The 22,064-nt window shown below is 56.6% G+C and carries 15 protein-coding genes; 6 read left to right on the forward strand and 9 right to left on the reverse strand.

Going from position 1 to position 22,064, the window contains the following annotated elements; all coding sequences use genetic code 11:
* Window positions 1–5: 5 nt before the first annotated feature.
* From CVM73_RS33540 to CVM73_RS33555, 4 genes are all read right to left on the reverse strand, one after another.
* Window positions 6–1,331 (reverse strand): hypothetical protein, encoded by a 1,326-nt coding sequence (locus CVM73_RS33540; RefSeq protein WP_100236050.1) that lies wholly within the window; start codon window positions 1,329–1,331, stop codon window positions 6–8.
* Window positions 1,332–1,936: 605 nt separating this feature from the next.
* Window positions 1,937–5,335: a TM0106 family RecB-like putative nuclease gene (locus CVM73_RS33545; protein ID WP_100236051.1), complete on the reverse strand. Its 3,399-nt coding sequence runs from the start codon at window positions 5,333–5,335 to the stop codon at window positions 1,937–1,939.
* A gap of 238 nt (window positions 5,336–5,573) precedes the next feature.
* Window positions 5,574–6,827, reverse strand: coding sequence for an McrC family protein (locus tag CVM73_RS33550; protein WP_245452502.1), 1,254 nt, complete (start codon window positions 6,825–6,827; stop codon window positions 5,574–5,576).
* 92 nt (window positions 6,828–6,919) lie between these two features.
* Window positions 6,920–9,085 carry an AAA family ATPase gene (locus CVM73_RS33555; protein WP_100236053.1) on the reverse strand — a complete coding sequence of 722 codons (2,166 nt, stop codon included), beginning with the start codon at window positions 9,083–9,085 and terminating at the stop codon, window positions 6,920–6,922.
* A gap of 192 nt (window positions 9,086–9,277) precedes the next feature.
* Between CVM73_RS33555 and CVM73_RS33560 the strand changes: the two genes are divergently transcribed.
* Complete coding sequence (locus tag CVM73_RS33560) at window positions 9,278–9,943, forward strand: hypothetical protein (protein WP_146006698.1); 666 nt, start codon at window positions 9,278–9,280, stop codon at window positions 9,941–9,943.
* 495 nt (window positions 9,944–10,438) lie between these two features.
* Here the strand turns inward: CVM73_RS33560 and CVM73_RS33565 are convergent, their stop codons facing one another.
* Together CVM73_RS33565 and CVM73_RS33570 are read right to left on the reverse strand one after the other, a co-directional pair.
* Window positions 10,439–12,775, reverse strand: coding sequence for an NACHT domain-containing protein (locus tag CVM73_RS33565; protein ID WP_100236055.1), 2,337 nt, complete (start codon window positions 12,773–12,775; stop codon window positions 10,439–10,441).
* Between the two features lie 311 nt (window positions 12,776–13,086).
* Entirely contained in the window at window positions 13,087–14,760 is a 1,674-nt protein-coding gene (locus CVM73_RS33570) for a RecQ family ATP-dependent DNA helicase (protein ID WP_245452503.1), read from the reverse strand.
* Window positions 14,761–15,049: 289 nt separating this feature from the next.
* Here CVM73_RS33570 and CVM73_RS33575 point away from each other — a divergent pair, with 289 nt between their 5' ends.
* Window positions 15,050–16,177 (forward strand): MrcB family domain-containing protein, encoded by a 1,128-nt coding sequence (locus CVM73_RS33575; protein ID WP_158237639.1) that lies wholly within the window; start codon window positions 15,050–15,052, stop codon window positions 16,175–16,177.
* Between the two features lie 527 nt (window positions 16,178–16,704).
* Here the strand turns inward: CVM73_RS33575 and CVM73_RS39445 are convergent.
* Complete coding sequence (locus CVM73_RS39445; RefSeq protein ID WP_146006700.1) at window positions 16,705–17,580, reverse strand: helix-turn-helix domain-containing protein; 876 nt, start codon at window positions 17,578–17,580, stop codon at window positions 16,705–16,707.
* Window positions 17,581–17,666: 86 nt separating this feature from the next.
* Window positions 17,667–18,551 (reverse strand): hypothetical protein, encoded by an 885-nt coding sequence (locus CVM73_RS33585; RefSeq protein WP_100236058.1) that lies wholly within the window; start codon window positions 18,549–18,551, stop codon window positions 17,667–17,669.
* 122 nt (window positions 18,552–18,673) lie between these two features.
* Between CVM73_RS33585 and CVM73_RS39875 the strand changes: the two genes are divergently transcribed.
* Genes CVM73_RS39875 through CVM73_RS33600 form a run of 4 tightly spaced genes read left to right on the forward strand, consistent with a single transcriptional unit; the run spans window position 18,674 to window position 21,109 of the window.
* Window positions 18,674–18,850: a hypothetical protein gene (locus CVM73_RS39875; protein ID WP_158237640.1), complete on the forward strand. Its 177-nt coding sequence runs from the start codon at window positions 18,674–18,676 to the stop codon at window positions 18,848–18,850.
* Window positions 18,847–19,290, forward strand: coding sequence for a DUF2924 domain-containing protein (locus CVM73_RS33590; RefSeq protein ID WP_100236059.1), 444 nt, complete (start codon window positions 18,847–18,849; stop codon window positions 19,288–19,290). The genes CVM73_RS39875 and CVM73_RS33590 overlap by 4 nt, the downstream gene beginning before the upstream one ends.
* Window positions 19,287–20,666, forward strand: a complete 1,380-nt coding sequence (locus tag CVM73_RS33595; protein WP_208639273.1) for a recombinase family protein — start codon at window positions 19,287–19,289, stop codon at window positions 20,664–20,666. Before CVM73_RS33590 ends, CVM73_RS33595 begins: the two co-directional genes overlap by 4 nt.
* Window positions 20,663–21,109, forward strand: coding sequence for a hypothetical protein (locus tag CVM73_RS33600; protein WP_100236061.1), 447 nt, complete (start codon window positions 20,663–20,665; stop codon window positions 21,107–21,109). Before CVM73_RS33595 ends, CVM73_RS33600 begins: the two co-directional genes overlap by 4 nt.
* Here CVM73_RS33600 and CVM73_RS33605 read toward each other — a convergent pair.
* On the reverse strand, window positions 21,106–22,029 hold the full coding sequence (locus tag CVM73_RS33605) for a metallophosphoesterase (protein WP_100236062.1): 924 nt from the start codon (window positions 22,027–22,029) through the stop codon (window positions 21,106–21,108). The two genes, CVM73_RS33600 and CVM73_RS33605, sit on opposite strands and share 4 nt — an antisense overlap.
* Window positions 22,030–22,064 lie beyond the last annotated feature (35 nt).

The following is a 22,064-nucleotide window of genomic DNA, read 5'->3' on the forward strand; positions in this document are numbered from 1 at the left end:
AGGATTCAAATGGCCGCGGACGTCGCCGGCTTCTGTTTTTTGGCCTCTTCGTTCCCTTCGGTCAGTGCCCTGTTGCGATCGCCACGGATGATCTGGAAGTCAAGATCGGCTTCGATTTCCTTCTCCTTGAGGAAGGCCTTGATCTCACGCACAATGTTGCGATGGGCGGTCTCCGCAAGTGCATTGAGCTCCATCAGATCGAACTTAGTTGGGATATGGTCTCCCACCGCAAGTGATTTGTACTCGATCCTATTGCCCTCCCTGATCACGGTTGATGCTGGGCTAGTCTCGCTCCAACGGGCCCAATTGAGGTAACTGTCCCAGCCGACAAAGGCGTCGCGCCCGAACGGCTGGACATGGACGTGAACATTACCCTGCCCTTTGGTGATAACAAGCCGCTCGCGCTCTTCGAAACCTCTTGGCGTGAGAGACTGATATGTCTCGGTATTGAACTCTAGCCCAGGGTCCATTCGCTCCAGGGCGCCAGCGATCCGCCGCTTGAACGAATCGAACTCGTTCCCAGCCTCCGGGACACTTACCTGCCAGCTATCGACCCTGAACTCGCGGCGCGGGGTCCGTAGCGGCTGCTTGGCCACTGCCTGGTAAACGGGTCGGCGCCGAGACAGCCACATTGCGATTCCAACGATTGCAAGACCGGTGAGGCCAATGCTGATCATTTGTGCGCGTCCGGCATCGTCGTAGTATGAGTATGCGTCGGCGTTGGCGAACGCCTGGCCGAAACCGGCAAGAGCGGCCAGTGCGCCGATCCAGCCAAGCACAGTCAGGCCAGTGAGGTACTTCGGTTTCGCCTCCTCAATCAGCTCGTTCTCGTACTCCTTCATCATCGGCAGCGGCACAAACGAGCCAATGATACGGAGGATGAGGGGAATCCTCGATTTGAAAAAAGCAGGTTTTTGCCCACCCTGGACCAGATAGGCCACCATCTCGTCCAGCTCCTCGTACGGCATCTCCCAGTACGTTGCCTCATACTCCTTTTGATGTCGGGAAAGCTCGGCAGTGAATATGATCGGATGCACCCGATAAGGCTCGACCTGGATCGTAATCTTCAGGTGCGAGCGGTCAAATGTACCGGTGAGCCCCGTCTCCGCCAAGCAGCGCCAGACATCGACGGCAACGTAAAGCGGATATTCCCCAGGCTGGGATTTTCGCACCCAACCCTGCAGGCCGAGACCTGCCAGGCTCCGCTCGATCCGGGCTGCGACCTCATCGCGCCTCTCGGCCGCCCAACTCCAGCGGGATTGACTGGACACCGGTAGGATCGGCCGGGCGTCCTCAAGTTGAGCTGATTGTTCCGCGTTGATCGCTTGCATGAACGCCTCCCCCGATCGGCTCCTCGCCTGTCCGTAGAAACGTCAACCAATTCTCAATGAGCCAGACGTTTGACACCCGGCATTGTTGCCGCCAACAGGGAGCACTGGCACCAAACCAAAGTAGCGCTTCCTGCCCATGTTCCATGACCGGATGCGAACCGGTCGACACTCTCGGAAGCTATTTGATCGTTAGAAACATCAATCTGACACTTCAAAATATCAACAAGTGGGCGCACCAGAGTGTAAGGCAGATCACATTAATCAGCGAAATCGCGCCTGATTTTCCGATCTAAGTCCGCCACCCCGTGCCTTTAGACCCATAGGCGACGCGGTCCACAAGGAGGCGACCAAAAAGGCGACTGGAAAATTCACGCGCAGGAGATCCGCCGGGCTTTGCGGCAGGCGGTAACTTATGGGAGTCCCACGCCAACCTGCACTGAAGCAGCGGTATTCTCAAACATTCGCTGCCCTCGCGTCCGCTACGCTTAGCGGTGGCCTGCAGCTGCGGCGGCTGCGCCTATTCGCAAAACCATTGTTATGGAAGAAGTCGGCCTTTGGCCGATCCGTCCCGCTGACTTAAACCTCTCCCAGGGGGAACCTCGCAACTAAAGCGGGCGAGCCAATTCGAGATACCGGCAGAACGCGTTTGCCAGTTGCATCTGGCGAGGCGTTCGGCACTCGACCTCGAACAGCCGCGGACAGGCAACCAAAATACAGATGCACTTCGCACGCGAAGTGGCCACGTTTAGCCGATTTGCGCTGTAGAGAAACTCCATTCCCCGTGGCGCGTCGGCATGAGACGAGGTGGTCATCGAATAAATCACGATCGGCGCTTCCTGTCCTTGAAACTTGTCGACGGTACCGATGCGCGCACCCGGCAATCGTTCCTGAAGTTCGAAGACCTGGGCATTATAGGGAGCGATGATCAGTATGTCCTCCAGCCGGATTGTCGCTTCCTTGCCTGAACCGTCGACCCAGCTTGTGTTGCCGGCGAGAATTTCATCGACGAGAGTTTTGATCTCGTCTGCCTCTTCGGGACACGAATTCTGGTTGCCGACATGCTGAACAGCCAGATTGCGCAGGCCCGCCCCGTTCACACGGCTCGATGACCTAATCTCCTGCTGCTCTAGTCCCGCGCGCGAGCGAAGTCGGCCTTCATAGAAGAGCTCCGACGTGAAGGCGCAGATATCGGGGTGTAAGCGCCATGTCTCACCAAGAAAAAGTCCGTGGCCTGCCCCGATCGTTGCATGTTCGCCCAACACGTGGTCAAGCGCTGACGTTGCAACACCATCCGGATGGCTTCCCTGTATCGGCTGCTCAAGCTGCCTTGGGTCGCCCAAAAGCACGATACTCTCAGCGGCCTGCGACACGGCCAATACGCTTGCCAATGACATCTGCGCCGCCTCGTCGACGAACAGAACATCTACACTGCCTGCCGCATCCGGCCGTGCCCAAAACCAGCTGGTGGCACCTCCAACCTGGCAACCATTACCAAGCCCGTCGATGAAGTCCGGGTTCTTCGTCGTTTGCCGCAGTCCCGGAAGAGATGTCGGCTCATCCTTGACCTTTTGGATGCATTGAATGGGCAGACCTTGCTCGGCCGCCGCTTCCAGGGATTTATCAAGTAAGTGACGAATGACCTTATGGCTATTGGCCGTCACACCAACCGTCCGCTGATCATGCGTGAGCGCGCAGATCATATGCGCACCGGCATGAGTTTTGCCGGCCCCCGGCGGCCCTTGGACTGGCAAAACGCTTTGATCAAGAGTGAGCGCAGCACGTATTGCGGTCGTTAGCGGCGGCTCGCCGGCTTGCTCGAACACCTGTCCGGAAAGGCGCGGAGCGACTTTGAGCAGCAAGTCGCGAGCGGCACGATAGGCACCCTCCCCAATCATCCCGTGGTCCGCGACATACTCACCAATCCGGAACATCGATTCCGCGAGAACCTGATTGTCGATGAACTTATGCGCGAACACGGCCTCGGGATGAATACTAGCCGTGTCCTGGCGCTTCTTGATATCGATCGTTCTGGCATCATCAGAGATCGCTACGACGCTACCAAGTTTGTCGCCGCCTACGCTTCTTAGATCATCATCAGCGCGAACATCCGTCTCCTGAACCGCGAAGCTATAGCGGTGAATCGGCGCCTTCGCTGTTCCACCAACGTGACTGAGAAAGGTTAGCCCCGCCAATCCTGCGCGCTCATACAAGAGATCCTCGACCGACAGATCGCTGAGACGAAAATACTCCCACCAGACCGCTTTGTTCTCGCGGCCGAAGAAGTCGATCAGGTGAGCCAGCAGCCAGCGCGCCTGCTGCTCTGGGCTTCGTTCGGCGACGTCGTCCGGAACGTCGCCGGTCAGCCGCGCGACAAGCCCGGCGACCCGGCGCTTCCAGTCGCTGAGATCCTGGCCAATTTCGGCAGGCTTGGGCTGCGGGCGATCGATCGTCTTCCCCTGAGCGATTAGCCCGCTCCGTACCCCCTCAAGCCAGTCCCTCAAAGCGCGGGTGGAGGCGCAGTCATCCCGGTTGTATCCGACGATGGCTGCCTGATCGCCGTCATCAATCGCATCAACATCGACCAATTCGAGGCTGGCCTGCACGCGCGCCATAGCGCCGCCCACATCGATCAGCGGAACGACGCGGTCAAACCGGTACAGCGGCTCGAGCTTTTTGATCGAGTAGCTTTCGACGCTCGCACGAATGCTCTGCCGGACAATGGCGTAAAGGTCCACGAATACGCCGGCCCGAAGCAGGTTGTCGACTTCGTCCTCTCGCGTGGCGTATCGCCCCATCAATCGCTTCAGCGCGGCCGGCTCATAGGGAGCGAAGTGATAGATGTGCAAGCCAGGATGCTTGGTCAGCCTCTCCGTAACGAAGTCTATGAATCGCTCGAACGCCGCCCGTTCGTGCTGCCGTGTGGTCACCCAGTCGCCGACATAGGCGTCTGTGCCGTCGTCATTGGCATAGAGGTAGCCAAACAAGAACTCGAGCCCGCCGCCGTCCACGAATGGGTCGCCCTCGAAATCGAAAAAGATGTCGCCGGCCGAAGGCTCAGGCAGCCGGAATAGGCCGAATTCCGGTACCAGCGGCAGCGGCTCGTAAAGCACCTCGCCCGCACTACGTCCCTCCACCTGGAGCCTCGCCTGCTCGCGAACCTTCTCGTAGCTTGACGAAGTGCCCCGATCGGGCCGCCATTGCAGCGGGATGGGCAGGGTCGCAAGTGCGGCCATTGTACCCGTACCTCGCCTCACCAGCTCGTCAATCTGAGTTTTGGCTATCCCCGCGACGAGCGACAGGTGATCGTCGGCCCGCCGCTTAGAAGCACAGGGCCCGCGCCATCGGCAGACCTCGCAGTGCTCGATCGGGTCGGGATAGAGTCCATCATGTGGGGGCGACGCCGCAAAGGTCTCCAGGCTTTGCTTGATCCGGCGGTAGAACGCCGCAAAATCGGCCACGCGATAGGCCTCAGGCAGGTACTCCGTGCCGGGTGTCACAACATGCGCCGCCTCCGGGACCTTATGCTGTGTGATCGCCAATAGATCCGAGTAGAGGCTCAGCTGCAGAACGGTGTTGCCCTTGGTCTCGCGGGCCAACTTGGTGTCGGTGACCTCGTACGACCAGGCGCCCAAACCGCTTGGTGCCTCGACGCGCCGCAGCACGTCGGCGCGACCGCTCCAATGCCCATTCCGTAACGCCGCCTGAACGATTACCGCATCGCCCCGCACCATCGCTTGCCGCGTTTGGTCAACCGAGACGTCATCGACACCGACGCCGGCGATAACTGTGACGGTCCCACCCTCCTTGGCCAGGTAATCGACGAAACCCTGCTCGTGAGCCTTGCCGCGCTGCACCAGGGCATCGAGGGTCGGGTCATCGCGGAGTTTTGGCTTGGCCAGCTCGCCCTGGGCGACCTTGAGGTCGAGGTGTGTGAGGTAACGACAATTCAGGTGTCCCACCAAGTCGCTGGCGCTAAAGACGATCGCCTCACCACTTTTTTGCATCTACGTCCCCCGCGAGTGCGGCTTGCCAAGGCCCTTGGGGCACCGCTTCCGCAACAACGATATCGGCGTTCCAATGGGCGCGAAAGGTCATGTGGAGAAACGGTGTAAAGTCGAATTTGCCCGCCCGAGTCTTTCCTGTCATTGACAGCGACCGAGTCGTGCAGAGCATGAGCAGCGGCTGCCTTTTCGTATCAGATGTGCCGACGCAAGCCGGCTAACAGCCAATCCCCCCCGCTCCTCATCCCGGAACGGGAGTAATCTGTTGCTCGACTCGAGAGCGGGCCACTTTTAGATCAAACGGACTCCCTTCATTGAAAAGCAATCGTCTCAAGACTATACCAATGTGCTCGGGACGGGCCAGGTCCACTGTCGCTATTCCAATGAGACTATCCAACTTCCTTGCAATCTGATGAACCGCGACTAGCCCATCCCGTTCAGCAAGCTCTTGATGATGAGGATATAGCAGCATCAAACGATTGCACTCATAGACGTGAGCATAGGCCATCATCTGATAGACGTCAGCCTGACCAACTCCCCGCTTTGGATCGTCAGTCGCCTCCTTAAGTCGCTTCCACTTGGTATCGATAACGAGCAGCGGCTTTCCGTTCCGACTAACGACAACGTCCGGCCGAGTCGCAAAGCGCAACGCTCCGCTTTGTCGATCTATCAAAGCATATTCCCTGGGGCCTTGGAGCCGTACAGCGAGGTCTGTCCCCTGCAGCGCACGTTTGAGGCTGCGCCCGACGAACTCCTCAAAAAGCTTGTTCATCTCAAAGAGCAGAGAGAACCCTTCAGATGTCCCCGAAGTTGTGGACTGATATCGGCCCTGGAGTAACAGCCTTGCAAACCTAAGAAGCTCCGTCCAACCGACGTTTGTTCGATCGAGCACGACTTGGTCCCAACGTAGAGACCGGACCGGAATGGGCGCTACTTCTTCATAAACAAAAGCCAGCTCCGCTAATCGCCGCAAATTTTCCCGATTTCCTGAGATTGTTAGAAGCCGAGCCACCGTCGCTTTCATGATTTGATTTAGGACGATGTTCGGACTCAACTCGTCAAAGCGGCACGCCAGTCTTTGCGGCGTTGCTGCCAATATTGTAAACTGGCGCACGACATTTAGGCTCCCACGCAGAGCCGACACGTCATCCTCGCGAACAGTATACGCCCTCGGCATCCCCTGACGGAGCGTCGCGAATAGCTTTTCGCTGAACACGCGGATGAGGATCTCCAGCAAGTTCTCCTCCTGCCAAGCAAAGGTCGCTGCTGCCCCGACCGCGATATCTAGATCGAAAACTAGAGCCAACATATGCACGAGGCTGCGCCGGATCGCTTGATCTTCATTCAACCCCTCGATTTTGGGCAGAATTTCTACGGTCACACCTTTAGCAACCAACACACCAACAACCTGCTGTGCGCGGAGCTTCGACGACCCCTCCAGCAATACTCGTTCCCCGCCATCACCTCCCAAGTTCACGTTACGAGCAACGCTCATGACGCGATCGGCGAGGGTCCGGGTGAACGCCCTGGGCCCGTCCGACGCGGGCTCAATCTGCAGATAGTCCCACTCCTTAACCGTTCGATGAATCACACCGTTAAACCTTCATAGGCCCCTTCTGGAAAGCTCGAACGGACCGCATACCGAAACCTCTCTGGCGCACTCTCTTCGGAAAGAGTCGGCGGCGGCGGCAGCTTTGTTCGAACAACGAATCTCCCTTCGTCGCTTGTCTCTCCGAGGACCAGCCTGACCTTCTCCCAATCGTCATAGAAATACTCAGAGAGCAAGGGTATGACCTTGTTACGCATGACATCGTCCAACTGGTGGCGCGTGTCACAGCCCATGAAATATGCGTGACCAATCTGGTGCTCCCGATCGAAGAGATATTCTACTCTCTCGTTTATTCGCCGCAGCACCGATGAAACGTCAATCGAACCAACTCGACCTAAGACGGAAGGGTCTGGCATTAGCTCTTTGAACTGAAACCGCCGTCGCAGGGCGGTATCGAGCAATGCGATCGATCGATCGGCTGTATTCATTGTCCCGATTATGTGCAAATTGGCCGGCACACCGAAATCCTCTCCCGAATATGGCAGAGTTACAGTCAGCGCGTTCTCGTTTCCGAGGCGCTTGTCGGGCTCGATCAGCGTGATAAGTTCGCCGAATACCTTTGAAATGTTAGCTCTATTGATCTCATCAATGATCAAAACGTAGGGAAGCGGCGGCCCCTCATCCGAAGCGCTTGGCTTGCTTTCACCAAGGAGGGTGTTCAGCGCCGAAATATTGAGCCGATCTCGATCGAGCTTGTAAAGGGCCGGCTGCGTAAACTTTCCTCCTAGGATTGTCTCCACTGGCAGAGGGCGATCAAATACCCGAAGCCACTTAACTTTTCGTCTATGACGAAATTGACTTGCATTTGCAACGTACTCATAGGGGCCAATTACTTCACCGATCGCTCTAAACTGGCTATTCCCATATGAGACGACGATTATATCCCCTTCCTTCACCACCGCTCTCATGTAGTGGCTCTGGCGCACGCGAGAACTCTGGCTAGTTACATTCGGGTCCTTAGTGCGCCACCTTTCCAGAATCGCATCAAATTCCCGGTAGATGGGATCGCTCCAATCAAATTCCGTTCCCCATCCGAGCGCTATGTAGTTTCCATCGATCGAGGATCGATAAATATCATCGTCCTCGTCAACCGAGCCAAGTGACATCTTAAAGAAGTCTCGAGTGCTCAGGTCTATGCCGATAGACGTAGCATGACCGGCCTGCTGAGCAACCGCAGCCACGCGTTTGAACACTCCATCCGTTGGCTTCAACCTAAAGCCTCCGGAGCTTTGACCCTCACCCTCTTGACCGGCAGTTTCGGGCCTTAGACCCTCCACAAACTCTTCATAGCTGTAGCTTTGATGAAAGGTTACGAAAGCAATGCGACCCGCCTTTTTGAGTACGTTGAAGCGCTCCATGAGCGCCTCTCGACGAGAGTCTACGGGCGGCTTTCCATCACACAGCACTACGGCTTCTCGCGCACTGGAGTATGTCTTGCCCGTTCCGGGCGGGCCAAAGAGAATTAGATTTGTTGCCATTTGCCTTGCCACCTGGATTTCCCGGTCGCGCACTGACTCTCGACTAGTTGCCCCGGACTTTCGTTGCTCGTACCAGTCCAAGACGGACCTTAGCTGCGAACTGCTTATCACGCGCACGCTTCTTACAGATCGAGGGAAACCTTCCGCCCTCACGGAGGCCGTCGGCTGATGGGTTAGACGGTTGGGCAAGTTTGAATGACGGCCCTCGTCCGGCCCGTATAGCCTTTGTTCAGCGTCAGGAACCGACGATCCATCGTCCTCGAACCATAATTGGACTATCGCGTTGCCGCGCTGGAGAGCGACTGATCGTGCATCTGGCAGATCAAACGATACCAAATACTTGGTGTCGACATCCGGTGCGCCATAGCGGCGGCGCAGCTCTGCTTCAGCTGCAGGAACGTTTATCGCTGGATCATTGTCTATGCCGAATGTGAACACCGTCGTGGTGCTGTTCTGAGGACCTTCCCTTGCGATGAGTGAAACAGCGGCCTCTGAAAGAAATTTGTCGCTGCCAATCGCGCTACAAACGGCCGGTAGAGCGTTGCTAAGTCCCATTTCTCGGTGCACATCGCCCGCTCTGATTGAAACGGACGTGTCGCCGCGCGCTCTAGCCGGTTCAGTAATGTTTATACGCACGAAACGACGAATGTCGTCAGCTTGACTCATGAGCAATTTTCCAGAGAATCATTCAGATGACGGTACAATTCTAAAGCTACAAACGAATTCGGTATACTCATTCCCTAGGCAACGCTGGATTTTGCAATGCCCGACTGGACGCCGGTACCATTGGTCTACGAGAGTTATGGAGTTGGAGCAGAGACGTTCGTTGCGTCCGCGTCCGTGTTTGATGCGAGATCCTTGGGCAAGACGACGGCGATGGCAGAGGGGCCGCGCCAAGAACACTTCCTAAGGCAATTGGAAAACATCGCATGGCACCTCGGGACTTGGGAGGTCCCGGTCTTCCTGGACTTCAACGGCGATAGACGTCGTATGGACAAGGGCTGCATCGGGCATGCTGTCGCGGCTGGAGCCATCGAGGCTCCCATAAATGGACCCGATGGATACGTCGTCAGCGTTACTCTATTGAAGGAACAAATTGCCCCGCGAACGGAGGAAGGCAACACGCTTACCAAGTTCAAGCAGGACTACCGGGCATACATCTTGAGCAGATACGAGCAATTTGACCTCACCTTCCAGCCCGGCGGGGATAGAGCGTACTATTTCAAAGCGGTCGATTTCCCCACCTACATGAGACTAGTGCATCGTTTCACGAACTCTACCGTCTCTCTGGTGTACGAAGGCCGTTGGAAGGAAATTGCATCGGCGGCACTGGCAGATATTCCCAGTTCGATGTGGCTTGAGCATCATGATAGGACGGTAGCCTTGGTGACAAAGACGGACGCTATCGATATTACTGCACCGGTTGAAAAGCAAAAAAGGTCGATCGACGCAGCGATGGAAGCCGCACAACGACTTCTGCCGTTTGCCAAGCTGGTTCAGCGGGCCCAGTCCAACCTTGAATAAGGGCTAAGCTCGCCGATTCTGCCGGGACTTACCTGTCATATCGACGGGCAGAGGACCCGCTAGGCGAAGAGCGGGCATTTCCAGCGACGTCGAGAGTTGGTGAACGGTCCGCCCCTACTGCGATTCGCACATATCAGTTGTTATGGAAGAAGTTGTCCATTGGCCGAATCTCGCTCAAAGTCGCGCTCTCCGATATGCGGCTTGGTTCGCTCTCCTCGAAGCCAGAACGAATGTACTCCGCATCTCGGTCAAACTTGCACCTTCAAGCAATGCAAAGAAGGTCGCTAAGTCGAGGTAAGCACCTCGCGGCGTTCCAGCAGCGGATTCTTGGCGCGCCTTACCACACGTTGGTCCTTGAAAGGTCCGCTGATTGGCGGATCTGCCAATGTCGCCACGCAGCCTACGAAGGTCATCAAGACTACACCAATCGGAGATGGGAGTTATGGAAAAACTCGATCAATGGCATTCAGACGGCACGTCCTATGACTACTGAATCTAGAAGTCCAACAGCACGTCGTCGGGGGCTGCAAGAGTATCAATCAAGAAATTGGCCCGCTTAGTGTGAGCTCTGTTAGGATGGACGATAGAACCATCAGATTTTTCTCGCCCACTGGTATAAGTGACTTTATGCTTTGCTAAATTTATGAGGCACTTCTCCACGAGGCTGGGGTCAAGCTTGCCAATCCCACGAAAGAATGCGGCGCGCTTTCTTCCGGATCCCGGCTGACGAAACAGCTTTCGAAGACAGATCTTGAGCACTTTGAAATGGTCGGGAATTGCCATTCCCAACACATCGGCGTTCGTGCCATCGGCGATTTCTAGCGTCGCGATCTTATCGCTTCGAATTCCTAGCCCCTCCAGGTGCTCGGCTATAGCTGAGGAACAATATAGAAGTCCGATTCGGCTATTGCCGAACTGCACGGTCTTGAGCGCAGAAAAATCTGCAGAGAGATCTAGCTGCTCAATCACACAATCCTCAAAGTGGAGGCGCAGGCGGCTTGCCGTAGCCGCTTCAATCTCTATTGCCGGCAGCAGTGCGCTTCGAACATGCACCGAGCGAAGGTCACTCCTTAGGCAGACATCCGGCTCTCTCATCGCGCACAACAGCAGATCCGCAAGCAAATTCCCTCTACTCAGAGTATGATCCGTCGAGGCCTCCAGCAAAGCGATACCTAGAGCGCCTAACTGATTGGTCGCCTTGAGGGCTGAGATAACGACATCTACGGTCAGATCGGAGATTGCTGACCGTGTGTTCAAAAGAGATTCCAAAAGAGGGCGAACCGGTTCAGACCTTATGTATTGCTTATCCCGGCTCGAGAGGATCGCCACGGCTTCTACGATCGAACCACCCTGGGCTGCCTCGAAGAACGCTTGGTCGATAAAGCTTCGCTCTTCGTTGGACCTTCCCGCTGTTAGACCCGGCAATCGCATCAACACCTGCTGAACAGACAGATCAGGCTCCATCTGAAACACTTCCCTGAAAGCCTGCGCGACGTGGAGACTAGTCACCCGCCCAACATCGGCGATGTTAGTCCGAGCATGCAATGCCACGCGTTCTACGAGACGCCGGATCTGTGCTGGCTCCGCACCGCGCGCCACCTTTGTCTCTCGCTTCGAAAGCTTATCGAGCAAGCTGTTCCATCCTTCCCCAGGGGAGGGAGGGGACAGAATGCCATCCAAATCACTCTCATGATCCCGCAGTTGAAAATAGATATACGACAGCAACAACGGACGCTGTGGTAGCCACTCTAGTATGATCGGGTCTCTCGCTTTCGGAAGGATCTTGCGAAATAGTGCCTTAACTTCATTTTCGTTTAGATCGTGCAGTGATACGTGCGAGAACAGTGAAGCACCGAGACTGTCCTTCATCTCATCGAAGGTTGCAAAATAGCTTTCTCGGCCCGAAATGAAAATCGGTGTCTGAGGGGGTGAGTCTTGAATGAATGCGCGTATTATGTGTGACGACGCAAACCGAATGTCCTTGGAAGATGTCGTCAGTCGCGTGAACCCTGTCCGAATAAGCTCGTCGAAACCATCCAAAATCACAACGCAGCCGTCCGACGCCCACGCGTGAACGAGCTTATCGCGCTCCCCCCTAAGACCAACCCATTTGGCGTGACGCTCGATCAAATCCACTGCATCGTCGTGATCATCAAGCGCGGAATCGGCCAAGTTGATATAGAGAGGGAATCGTGTGATTTCGCCATTGTTGAATTTTTCTTGTAAGCGGAAGAAGAGTTCTCGAAACGTCATGCTTTTCCCGACGCCGAAATCGCCGGTGACTACGATCCTAGAGCGCTTCTTCTGGACGAGATCCTCGATGAGGCGGTCGAGCGACAGCTCTTGCTCCGTTCCTGCAACGCGCAGGGGCACGCTCACGAATTGATTGCGAGAGACCTCGAGACTGTCATCTGTTGGATTGCGAACGCTTCCGAATGGGCGTTTCGAACGTTCGATAAGATATGTCGAGCTGCAGTTGTATTGATTGATGAACGCGGGCAGAGAGCATGCCGTGATCCACGATCCATTTTGCTCAGCTACGCGGTGAACTTCCGGTGAGGGATCCGTAGGCGTTATAAAGAAGCCCTTGATCGGTTTGGTGGGCGCATCCCCAAATATTGGACGCCGCAGATCACGAATTTTGCCGATGTCGTTTTCCGCCTTCTTCTTCGACCGGTCGATCGTGCATTCAATCACAAGATGCTCAGAACCGGAGTCAACCATGATGTCCACTTCACGGCCATCAAAGCTTCGGTTCTCCTGGACGTTTTGCCAATTCTTTTTGCAAAATTCGAGTACGAGATGTTCGAAGCCACGGCCCGCATCAACCATCACGCTAACCTCCTCCGGACGATTGATTCTACTATTAGCTGAACGCTAGCACCTCGCAACCATCTCTGTCATACTAAAGGGGCCCGACGTTAGTCGAAGGCTCCGGGCGAAGATGGGAGCCTGCGTTTGCTTCGAGGAGAATGGGCTGTCTAGCACCCGACGCGACATGCTGCCGCGCGGGTCCTCTTTCGACCGGAGTCACTTTTGCGAAGCCGGGCGTTTTTCACGACGCAGGTGAAGCCATGCATTCTTCCGCGCGATCTTCGGATATGAGATGTTATGGAAGAAGTCTGCCTAGGGCCGACCGGCAATTAGTCGCAGAGCACTTTGCGGACGAAGGCAAGCGGCCCCTGGCGGCTGATGAAGCGCTGCTGGCACGAATCGCAACAATCTGCCCTCTGCTGCTGCACTCCGCGATCCGCAAACACGAGTTCTAGCAGCCAAGTTGAAAAGCTCCTGCGTTCAGCTCGCCTGGGTCCCATGAAATATCCAACAAGAGCCTCCCGGAAGCATCCCTGGCACGTCGTTAGGCGTGCCATTCGATCGATTTGAGTGGCCTTGTGGTTTGACGCGGCTAAGGCCTCGGCAGGCGACAATTGGGCGTTCCCCACCGCCCGATCAGCCATAAACTGCAAAAGACCGATGTCGCGCCGCGTATTGCTCCGATCGTGCAGCAGCACTGCAACAGAGGCTTTGCCGTCTCGGCCGGCGCGTCCGAATTCTTGAAGATAGTCCTCAATGGAAGATGGATGCTGCCAATGGATGACCAAGCGAACGTTTTTGATGTCGAGGCCCATACCGAACGCGCTCGTACAGATGATTCGATCGACCTCCGGCCGACTTTCCCCGGAGAATCTCTTCAAGAGCTGCTCCCGCTTCCAGGCGTCACCGAGCTGCGAATGATAGAACGGCGTTCTTAAACCCTGTTCGCTAAGATGCTTTTGTAGCGCCTCCCCAATCTTCCGGGTTGGTACGAAAATCATCACCTTACCGCGACTTGGCATACGAACGCGACAAAGCTGCGCGATAACTCCAGGACGTTCGTCGACTGCCACGCTCCATCGACAAAGCGCAATGTTGGGTCGGTCAACTCCGCGCACGAATACTTGCGCGTCCGGGATACCGAGCGACTTCAGGATGCGTTCTTGCATGTCCTGTCCAGCCGTCGCCGTGAACGCCAAAACCGGCGGCGACCCCAGCGCTTCGCGAACCTCCTTGAGACGGCCATACTCCGGCCGAAAATCCACGCCCCACTGGTCAACGCAGTGAGCTTCGTCGATCACCAAAAACGCGGGCCGAAGTGACCGCAGCAGCTGTTGCTCATTGAGATTTCGAACAAAGAACCGTTCCGGCGCCGCATACAGCAACTTAATATGGTTGCTCGCCAACAGCCGGTAGCGAAGGCGCTTCTCATCCACGTCAATGTCACTGTTGATAAAGCTGGATGGAATCTTGCGCCTCAGCAACGCGGAGACCTGCTCGCCCATGAGCGCTTTCAAGGGAGACACGACCACGCTGACCTGCCGTCGCAAAACTGCCGGCAATTGAAAGCACAGCGTCTTGCCAAAACCCGTCGGGCTGACAACCAGAATCGATCGACCCGCAAGGGCTGCTTGGACGACCGCCAGCTGACCGTCCCGAAAGCGATCTAAGCCGAATAACCGGAGCGCCGGCCCGAAGTTCTGGCCCTCCTCGGGGACCTCACCCCGGCGATCGAGCCATCGGGCCAGTCTCACGGCCCACCGTTCGATGGCGCGGCGACCTAGTCCGGCAGCAAGTTTGGGATGATGTGCCGCATGACAGCCGTCGCACAGAGTCACCAAGTTTGAAGGTTCATCGGTACCACCGGCCGATCGTGGAAGGAGATGATGAATGTCAGCGTCACCGCGGCTGCATGGCGTCTCGCATTCGACGCATTTAAATTTGTCGCGCCGAAGGATGCCCTCTCTAACCTTGCGCCAATCTCCCTCGACTGCTCCCGTCAAAGCCCCTCTCGCTTCTCGATATCAGGATGTCGAGCCCTGCCACGATGGCGTCGAGTGCTCCCGACGGACGCCTCCAAACATCAAGGCTGGATTACCGAACCGGCCCGAAAAAGGGAAGCGCTTGGCGAGGTACAGGCTTGCGGCGGCCTGGCGCACGGGTCGCGCGGCTTGGCCGGATTCGGAAAATTAGTTGTTATGGAAGAAGTCGGCCAGTGACCTAGCCGTCCGCTACTTTCGTCGCGTTCAATAGCGCACATCCCATGGTAGCATCGCTCCGATGGGGGAAACAATGCTTGAGCTCGACAAGGTCTTTGAGGACTATCTTTTGAACTCCGAAGAAGAAATCGGAGGAGTTAAGGCCAGGCGTCGCTTAAGGCCTGGGGAGGCCCTCGCCGTTGACAACATCATCACCAAGGACCTGCCTCAGCTAATTAGGCAATTGGTTTCCGGCTCGGGAAGAGATGTCACGAAGTATCGGGTTTATGGATCGGTGGGCCAGTTGAACCGGACCCTGTCCTATATCCCATGGGTTGCCGTTCTACGGAGAGATATCACCAAATCAACTGAGCGCGGCTACTATGTTGTCCTGCTCTTCAGTCAGGATATGCAGAATTGCTTCCTCTCACTGAACCAGGGCTTCACCCAATTCCGCGAGGCCTTCGGAGACAAAGTAGGGAATAGGAAGGTTTCGCAAGTTGCCGGCTTAGCAATCCAAAACCTATCCATTGCTCCGGATCTTATTGCAGGCCCCCTCGATCTATCCGCTACCAGGGAATTGGGAAAGGGCTATGAAAGCGGTGCTATCGTTAGTCGCCGCTATGGCGTCGGCGATGTAATTTCTGAAGCCCAATTTCGAGACGACCTCATTCAGCTGTTAGACTTGTACGACGAGCTGGTCGTGAAGCTGGGCCCTAACTTACTTGATCATCTCGAATCGATGTCCTCGGACGACTATCAGGAGGCAGCTAACGAAATCGCTACAGTCCTACCCAGCAAGTCGTTACCGACAGGGAGCCTACCCCCTCCTCCGAAGGTCGCCGGTAGGGAAACCGGGAAGTACAAACGCGATCCTGAAATGGCTGCGATCGCAATTCAGGCAGCGGGCCATCAATGCGAAGTTGAGCCGATTCATGCAACCTTTACTTCACGAAAAACCAAAAAGCCATTCGTTGAAGCTCACCACTTGATCCCGATGCAGTGCCAGAATGATTTTAAGGTCAGCTTAGACGTTCCGGAGAACATTGTGGCGCTGTGCCCCGGTTGCCATCGAAAGTTTCACCATGCGCGATTCGGTGAGCTAAAGCCCTCGCTAGGAAAATTATTTTCTACAAGGAGCGCGGCCCTCAAATCTAGAAGCATCAATATCGAACTCGAGAAGCTGCATAAGGTCTACAAGAGCGATGTCGAAGAGGACTAAGTTCTCGGGGTGCTCGTACGAAAGCACGGATTTGATGGCGGGGCCAAATCCCGTTTGAGCACTTGAGTCATGAATGCCGCACCGGCTATTCGGTAAGCGCGGCCTACGGTCAGAAAACAATTCCGCTCTCAACCCACTCCTTGGTTCTCGTATCCCGCAAACGATTGATAATTCGAACATACTTTTCTCAAACCGGGCTCGCTACGTGCTCCATGCGCTGAATTTCTTGCTCGACGGGAAAAAAACTGCGGGTGTGAGTGGGGCCGGTCTTTGCGCTGCTTCCGGCTGAGGATCTCACCACTCCCATCCCTCTCAAGCCAAGTGAGCTTCTTGTATTTGTTTCTGAACTTTTTGCGTGTGAACTAGGGCGGTCCCGAAGCCCCTCACCTAAACTTTCGAGCAGTCCTGTCAACCTGACTGTCAACCGCGTCAACCTTGTCAACCTAACTTTTCGGTGCCTTCAGCTACCGCAGTGGCGGGGTGCGAATTACCCGCGAGCGATCTGAAAGCCGGAAGGACCCGTGGCCCTAGACACGTCGCAACACTCCACGAGCCAACAGTTCTTCAACAATGTAATCGCGGCCCCCTCCCCTCTGTCTCAGTTCGGCAGCCGTAGCCGCTTCTTGCATGGGAAGGTCCATCGCATCCACGATCACGGCCAACGTTGGCGTCGAGCGGAATTCATTCAGTAGATCGTTATTCCACCTACGAGTGGCTGACACCTCCGCCGCCGCTGCTGCAGAATTTGTACGCTGCCCGCTATAGCGAAGGGAGGCATCAGAAGCGCTTCCTTCATCGCCAAGCCTGCTTCTATTCCAGCGCGGGAGATGCTCATTGCGAGCGTCGTTCCTCAAGGTTGATGAGATATGATTAGTGGGATCCATTCCTTCAATAGAGTTGATGGAAGAGGTTTGTATGACACCGTTGTCGGGCTGACTGTGACGCGATTGGCAGGTTGAGGAGCCGAGACTGTCAGCCTGAGAGTGACAAGGTTGGCATTGTGAAGGTGACAAGCTTGGACGCTCAAAACGAGCAGCCCACTCTTTCCGTCGGAGCTTGTAGCGCCGTTCGAACTCGCGGAAGGCTTCCCAGTTCGGCTCGTAGCTGTTGCAATGCCGGTTGCCGGCATGCTTGCGCTTACGGAACAACTGGGCTTCCACGAGGCGATTGCCAGCCCTGATGATTGTCCGCGTGCTGCATTTCAGTATGTGAGCGGCCGTTTCTTCCGAAGGATCACACCGGCCGGTCTTCCGATTGAAACTATCGATGAGAAAAACCGCGAACTGCTTCTCGGTACCATTGAGCAGTTCCGACATCGCAATGTGCTTGAAGGCAAGCAAAATATCGTTGGGTTGAAAAGGCATCGGCCAGCACTGTTCGGCGCCGGCTTGCAGGCGGACCATTCCGCGATCCAGCGCGTCGACAGCTAGCCAAGATAGGATCGCCCAGTCTCGGAAGTTAAATGGAGGAGAAAAGCAGATAAACGGGGTCAGGCGGGATAACGCTCGGAATATCTCGTCGTAAGACGCTTTTCCTTCGAGGCCTCGCTGCCAAACCCGGCCGCTCGCGATACTCGAGCCCGCGCCGCGGCTGCGATCGATGTATGTTTGCCTGCAAGGATATCAGCACGCATCTCCTCGACCAGCTCTAGATCTCCTGCTTGATAGGAGCCGGAACCGGGTGGACGGCCGGCGCTCCGCCTGGTCTGGGAGTCAAACACTTGAGTTGGTTCTGAAATTACCTCGCACGCAGGCCGTGCCGCGGTATCGACGCCCTTCCATTCGCTCCCGAGTTCGCCAGGCTTTGCGGGTAGGTCCGGTTCGTCACGTGCTTCGAACTTTGGGCCATCATCGCACCAAGGATCGAGTTCGCGTTCGGGCGCCCCTTGGATGGAATGCTGTGTAGCTGCAATGAGATCTTCCGAAGCGTCTAAGCCGGCCGTCGCCAAGTCGATGGCTTCTCGACGGACCGCAGCGGCAGGCCCACCGGGACAATCGGGGGGGCCGAGGTGTCGCGGCTTTGCGACCAGACGACGTAGACTCGAGGTTAATGACCCGACGCCCGGAGGTAGCTCTATCCCGTGGTGCTCACAAAACTTGCGTATCCCAGACTTGCTGACGATGATCCGATTGAGGAGCTTAGCTGCGTAGTCCCGGTCAATCGGGGCGTGCGCTCCGATCTCTCTTTTCATCGCCCAATACAGCTCAAGAAGGTCGATCGGCTCGCCGTTCGGCAGCAGAAATGTTCCTTCTGGAAAATGGCCGGAGATCGCCCAGTCGCAGATGCGGCGCAGGGTGAGCAATGGCAGCTCACCGCTTTGCTCCGACCACCCATCAACGAGGTCCACGAAGTCGATGTATTTTGAGACCGCCATGACTCGGGAGAGAATCTCCAAATCAACAGGCAGGGATTCTTCTTCCTTTCACTGCCATTTTTCAACCGAGACGCCCTAAAAAGCTGTCGAGTACACGGTATGAGCCCCTTGGGACTCAGTCCATGACCGATTCGGACAACGACCTCCGCGAAATCGCGGCCATTCTTGCGGCCGCCCACCAGCGTCTTTCCGAGCGAAAGTCCAGTCAAAAAAGCCGTTGTGGGACAAAAACTCTGCTCGACTGTGACGAACAGTCTGAGGGTGATGTGGCCCGAAAAGCCCAGGAAGTTAGCCCGTGAAAGAGACCATTTTGTCGCAGTTGGCAGCCCTGAAAGGCGCCTCCGCCCCCGTTCTAAAGGCCCGCTGGCGCGAGCTCTTCGATTCGGAGCCCCCTGCCTATAACCGCCGCTTCCTGGAGAGCCGGCTGGCCTACCGAATTCAGGAATTGGCCTATGGCGGCCTGAGCCGGGAAACCACCGAGCGGCTCAAAGCCATGGCCAAGCAATATGCCGACCAAAAACCGGCGGAGCGCAAAGCGCGGCCGCTGCTGCGGCCAGTCGCCGGGACCAAGCTGATCCGCGAATGGGAGGGCGTGGAGCACTGCGTCACCGTCCGCCATGACGATTTCGAATATCTCGGCCGCCCCTACAAGTCTCTGTCCTCAGTTGCCCGCCAGATCACCGGCACCCAGTGGAATGGCTGGGTGTTCTTCGGCCTCAAGAATTCGGTTGGCAAATGACCGCCCGCCGACTGCAAAGGCGCCCAGCCAACCCGTTCGCCAGCGCCTTTGAACAACCCGACTCGACCCGGTCTGCAACTCGCAAGGTTCGCTGCGCAGTGTATACCCGGAAGTCGAGCGAGGAAGGCCTGGACATGGATTTCAACTCACTCGATGCGCAGCGCGAATCGTGTGAGGCTTACATTGTTAGCCAGCGAGCAGAAGGCTGGACGGCGGTTTCCGATCGCTACGATGATGGCGGCTTCTCGGGTGGCACCCTTGAACGACCAGCCCTCAAACGGCTTCTAGCTGGCGTCCAAGCCGGCAAGATAGACGTCATTGTCGTCTACAAGATCGATCGGCTTTCGCGGTCGATGCTCGATTTCCTCAACCTAGTCGAACTGTTCGAACGCCATGGCGTGACGTTCGTATCCGTTACCCAATCCTTCAACACCAAAGATGCCATGGGCCGCATGGCGCTGAACATCCTGGTGACGTTCGCCCAGTTCGAACGCGAGCTGATCGGCGAACGGATCCGCGACAAAGTGGCGGCCTCTCGCAAGCGTGGCAAATGGATGGGCGGCTGGACGCCGCTCGGCTACGAAGTCCGCGATCGCAAATTGCTGATTCACGAGGTCGATGCCGAGCGGGTTAGGGCCATTTTTCGGCGCTTCGTGCAGCTCAAGTCCGCGACCCTGCTGGCTCGTGAGCTCGTCGTCGCCAACGAACGAACCCGATATGGGCACCTCCTGGATAAGGGGGTGCTGTATAAAATCCTCCACAACCGGGTGTATCTTGGCGAGGCTGTTCACAAGGGTACCTCGTATCCAGGCGAGCACAAAGCGATCATCGATCGGAAGCTCTGGGATCAGGTCCACGACATCCTCAAGGAGAGCCCGCGCAAGCGCGCGAACAACAGCCGGGCACAAACCCCCGCCCTGCTGAAGGGGCTGTTGTTTGGGCCGGATGGCGCGGCGATGTCGCCGACACACACCCGAAAGTCTGGCCGGCTCTATCGCTACTACATCAGCCAGACCGCAATGAAGCAGGGCAGATCAGACTGTCCCGTCAAGCTGGTGCCTGCGGCCGAGTTAGAGCGGATCATCATTGATCAGGTTCGTCTGCTGCTGCAAACCCCTGAAGTTATCGTTCAGACTTGGCGCGCTCTGCGCAAGCAGGCCGCCGACGTTAGCGAGGCGGAAGTGCGGAGCACTCTGCTTGGCTTTGACGAACTCTGGGACGAGCTGTTTCCAGCCGAACAGGCGCGCATTGTCCAGCTGCTCGTCGAGCGCATCGACATGCATGCCGGGCGGATGGACATTACCTTGAAGATCCAAGGGCTAACTTCGCTCTCCTCGGAATTGCAGCCGCAGCCCTTCCAGCAGGCAGCCGAATGAACCGACCGACGACCATCACCCTCGGCCCTATCGGTCGAGCGAAGCTCGGCCGCGATGGCCGGACAATGACCGTGAGCATCCCGATTTCATTCCGTCGCCAGGGCGGCCGTAAGCGCATGGTGACGCCGGCAAACACACCGCCCTGGGCGCCTCCTCCGCCCAGGGTCGACAATACGCTTGTCAAAGCGCTGGTCCGGGCTCATCGCTGGCGCAACATGCTCGAAGCAAATCTGTTTGCCTCGGTGCGCGAACTGGCGAAGGCAGAGAAAATCAATGAGTCCTATCTCTGCCGGGTGCTTCGATTGACGTTGCTGTCGCCGGCGCTCACGGAGGCGATCCTAAACGGCCTACAGCCGGAGAAGCTCGAGCTCGCCCAACTCTTGAAGTCCATTCCGATCGACTGGCAAGAGCAAGGTCAGGTCTTCGGCATCGATCTAGATTAGCTGCCATTTACCCAGACAAGATTGCCAGGCGAAAGCTTCTCCTCACCTGACCAGCGGTAAGCGGTCAAGAAGCCGCCTTTTGCGACGCTGAAATCTAAACAGGCAGCATAGTCACTAGCGAGAGCTGGCGTGCCTTGCAGCCAATAGTGACCGAAGAAGACGGGCTTGTTTTTCCGGTAGTGATACTCGGTCGGTATCGGCAGTTCAGGCAAACTCGCCTCTTCACCCTCCATCCCAAGTGCCGCGTCCCGAAACGTTAAAGCCTTACGATCCCACCAGCGAATACGAACTTCACGGCGCTCATGGCCATCCTTGTCGAGGAACGAACGTCCGTCTGGAAGAGGCAATTCTGGCCCCTTCAATAGGACCTCCGCCGCGCTGTAGGCTATCGAGCCGCGTCGGCTAGCTTCGTGGAGACCTTCCGGAGTAAACCGATTGGTGGCGTCCAGATGGCTAGACAGCTTTGCTTGGGCGGTTTCGCTCCAACAGGCATGGACGACTCGCAATCCCGGAAGATCGATCCATACTGGCAGGGTTCTGAACCACTCGAGTGCTTGCTCGTACGCTGTCGAGCCCTCTTCGATCTGTCTCAGGAATTCCTTGTGCTGGCGAGCGTTCTTTTCCGTGTGAGGCCGGAGAAAGCTTCCGTTTCCATCAGGCTCGGCCCATCCTAGTGCGTTGAATTCGTGGTTACCCATGACCGCAAGTGCCAAGCCAGCGTCGCACATGCTTTTTGCGATTTGGAGAGCCGCAATTTGGTTTGGCCCACGGTCGACAAAATCGCCGACGAAGATGATCCGACGCTCAGGATGGCGAAACAGGCCGTCCCTCTCATCATAGCCCATAACACGCAAAAGGCGCTGTAGAGCGTCCGCATGACCGTGAATATCGCCGATGATGTCGTACCCGTCAGTCGCCAAAGCCCTCCTCCCATGCGCCCGCCTACCTGAGAGCG

The sequence above is a fragment of the Bradyrhizobium forestalis genome, assembly GCF_002795245.1.
In the GTDB taxonomy this organism is placed as follows: Bacteria; Pseudomonadota; Alphaproteobacteria; order Rhizobiales; family Xanthobacteraceae; genus Bradyrhizobium; species Bradyrhizobium forestalis.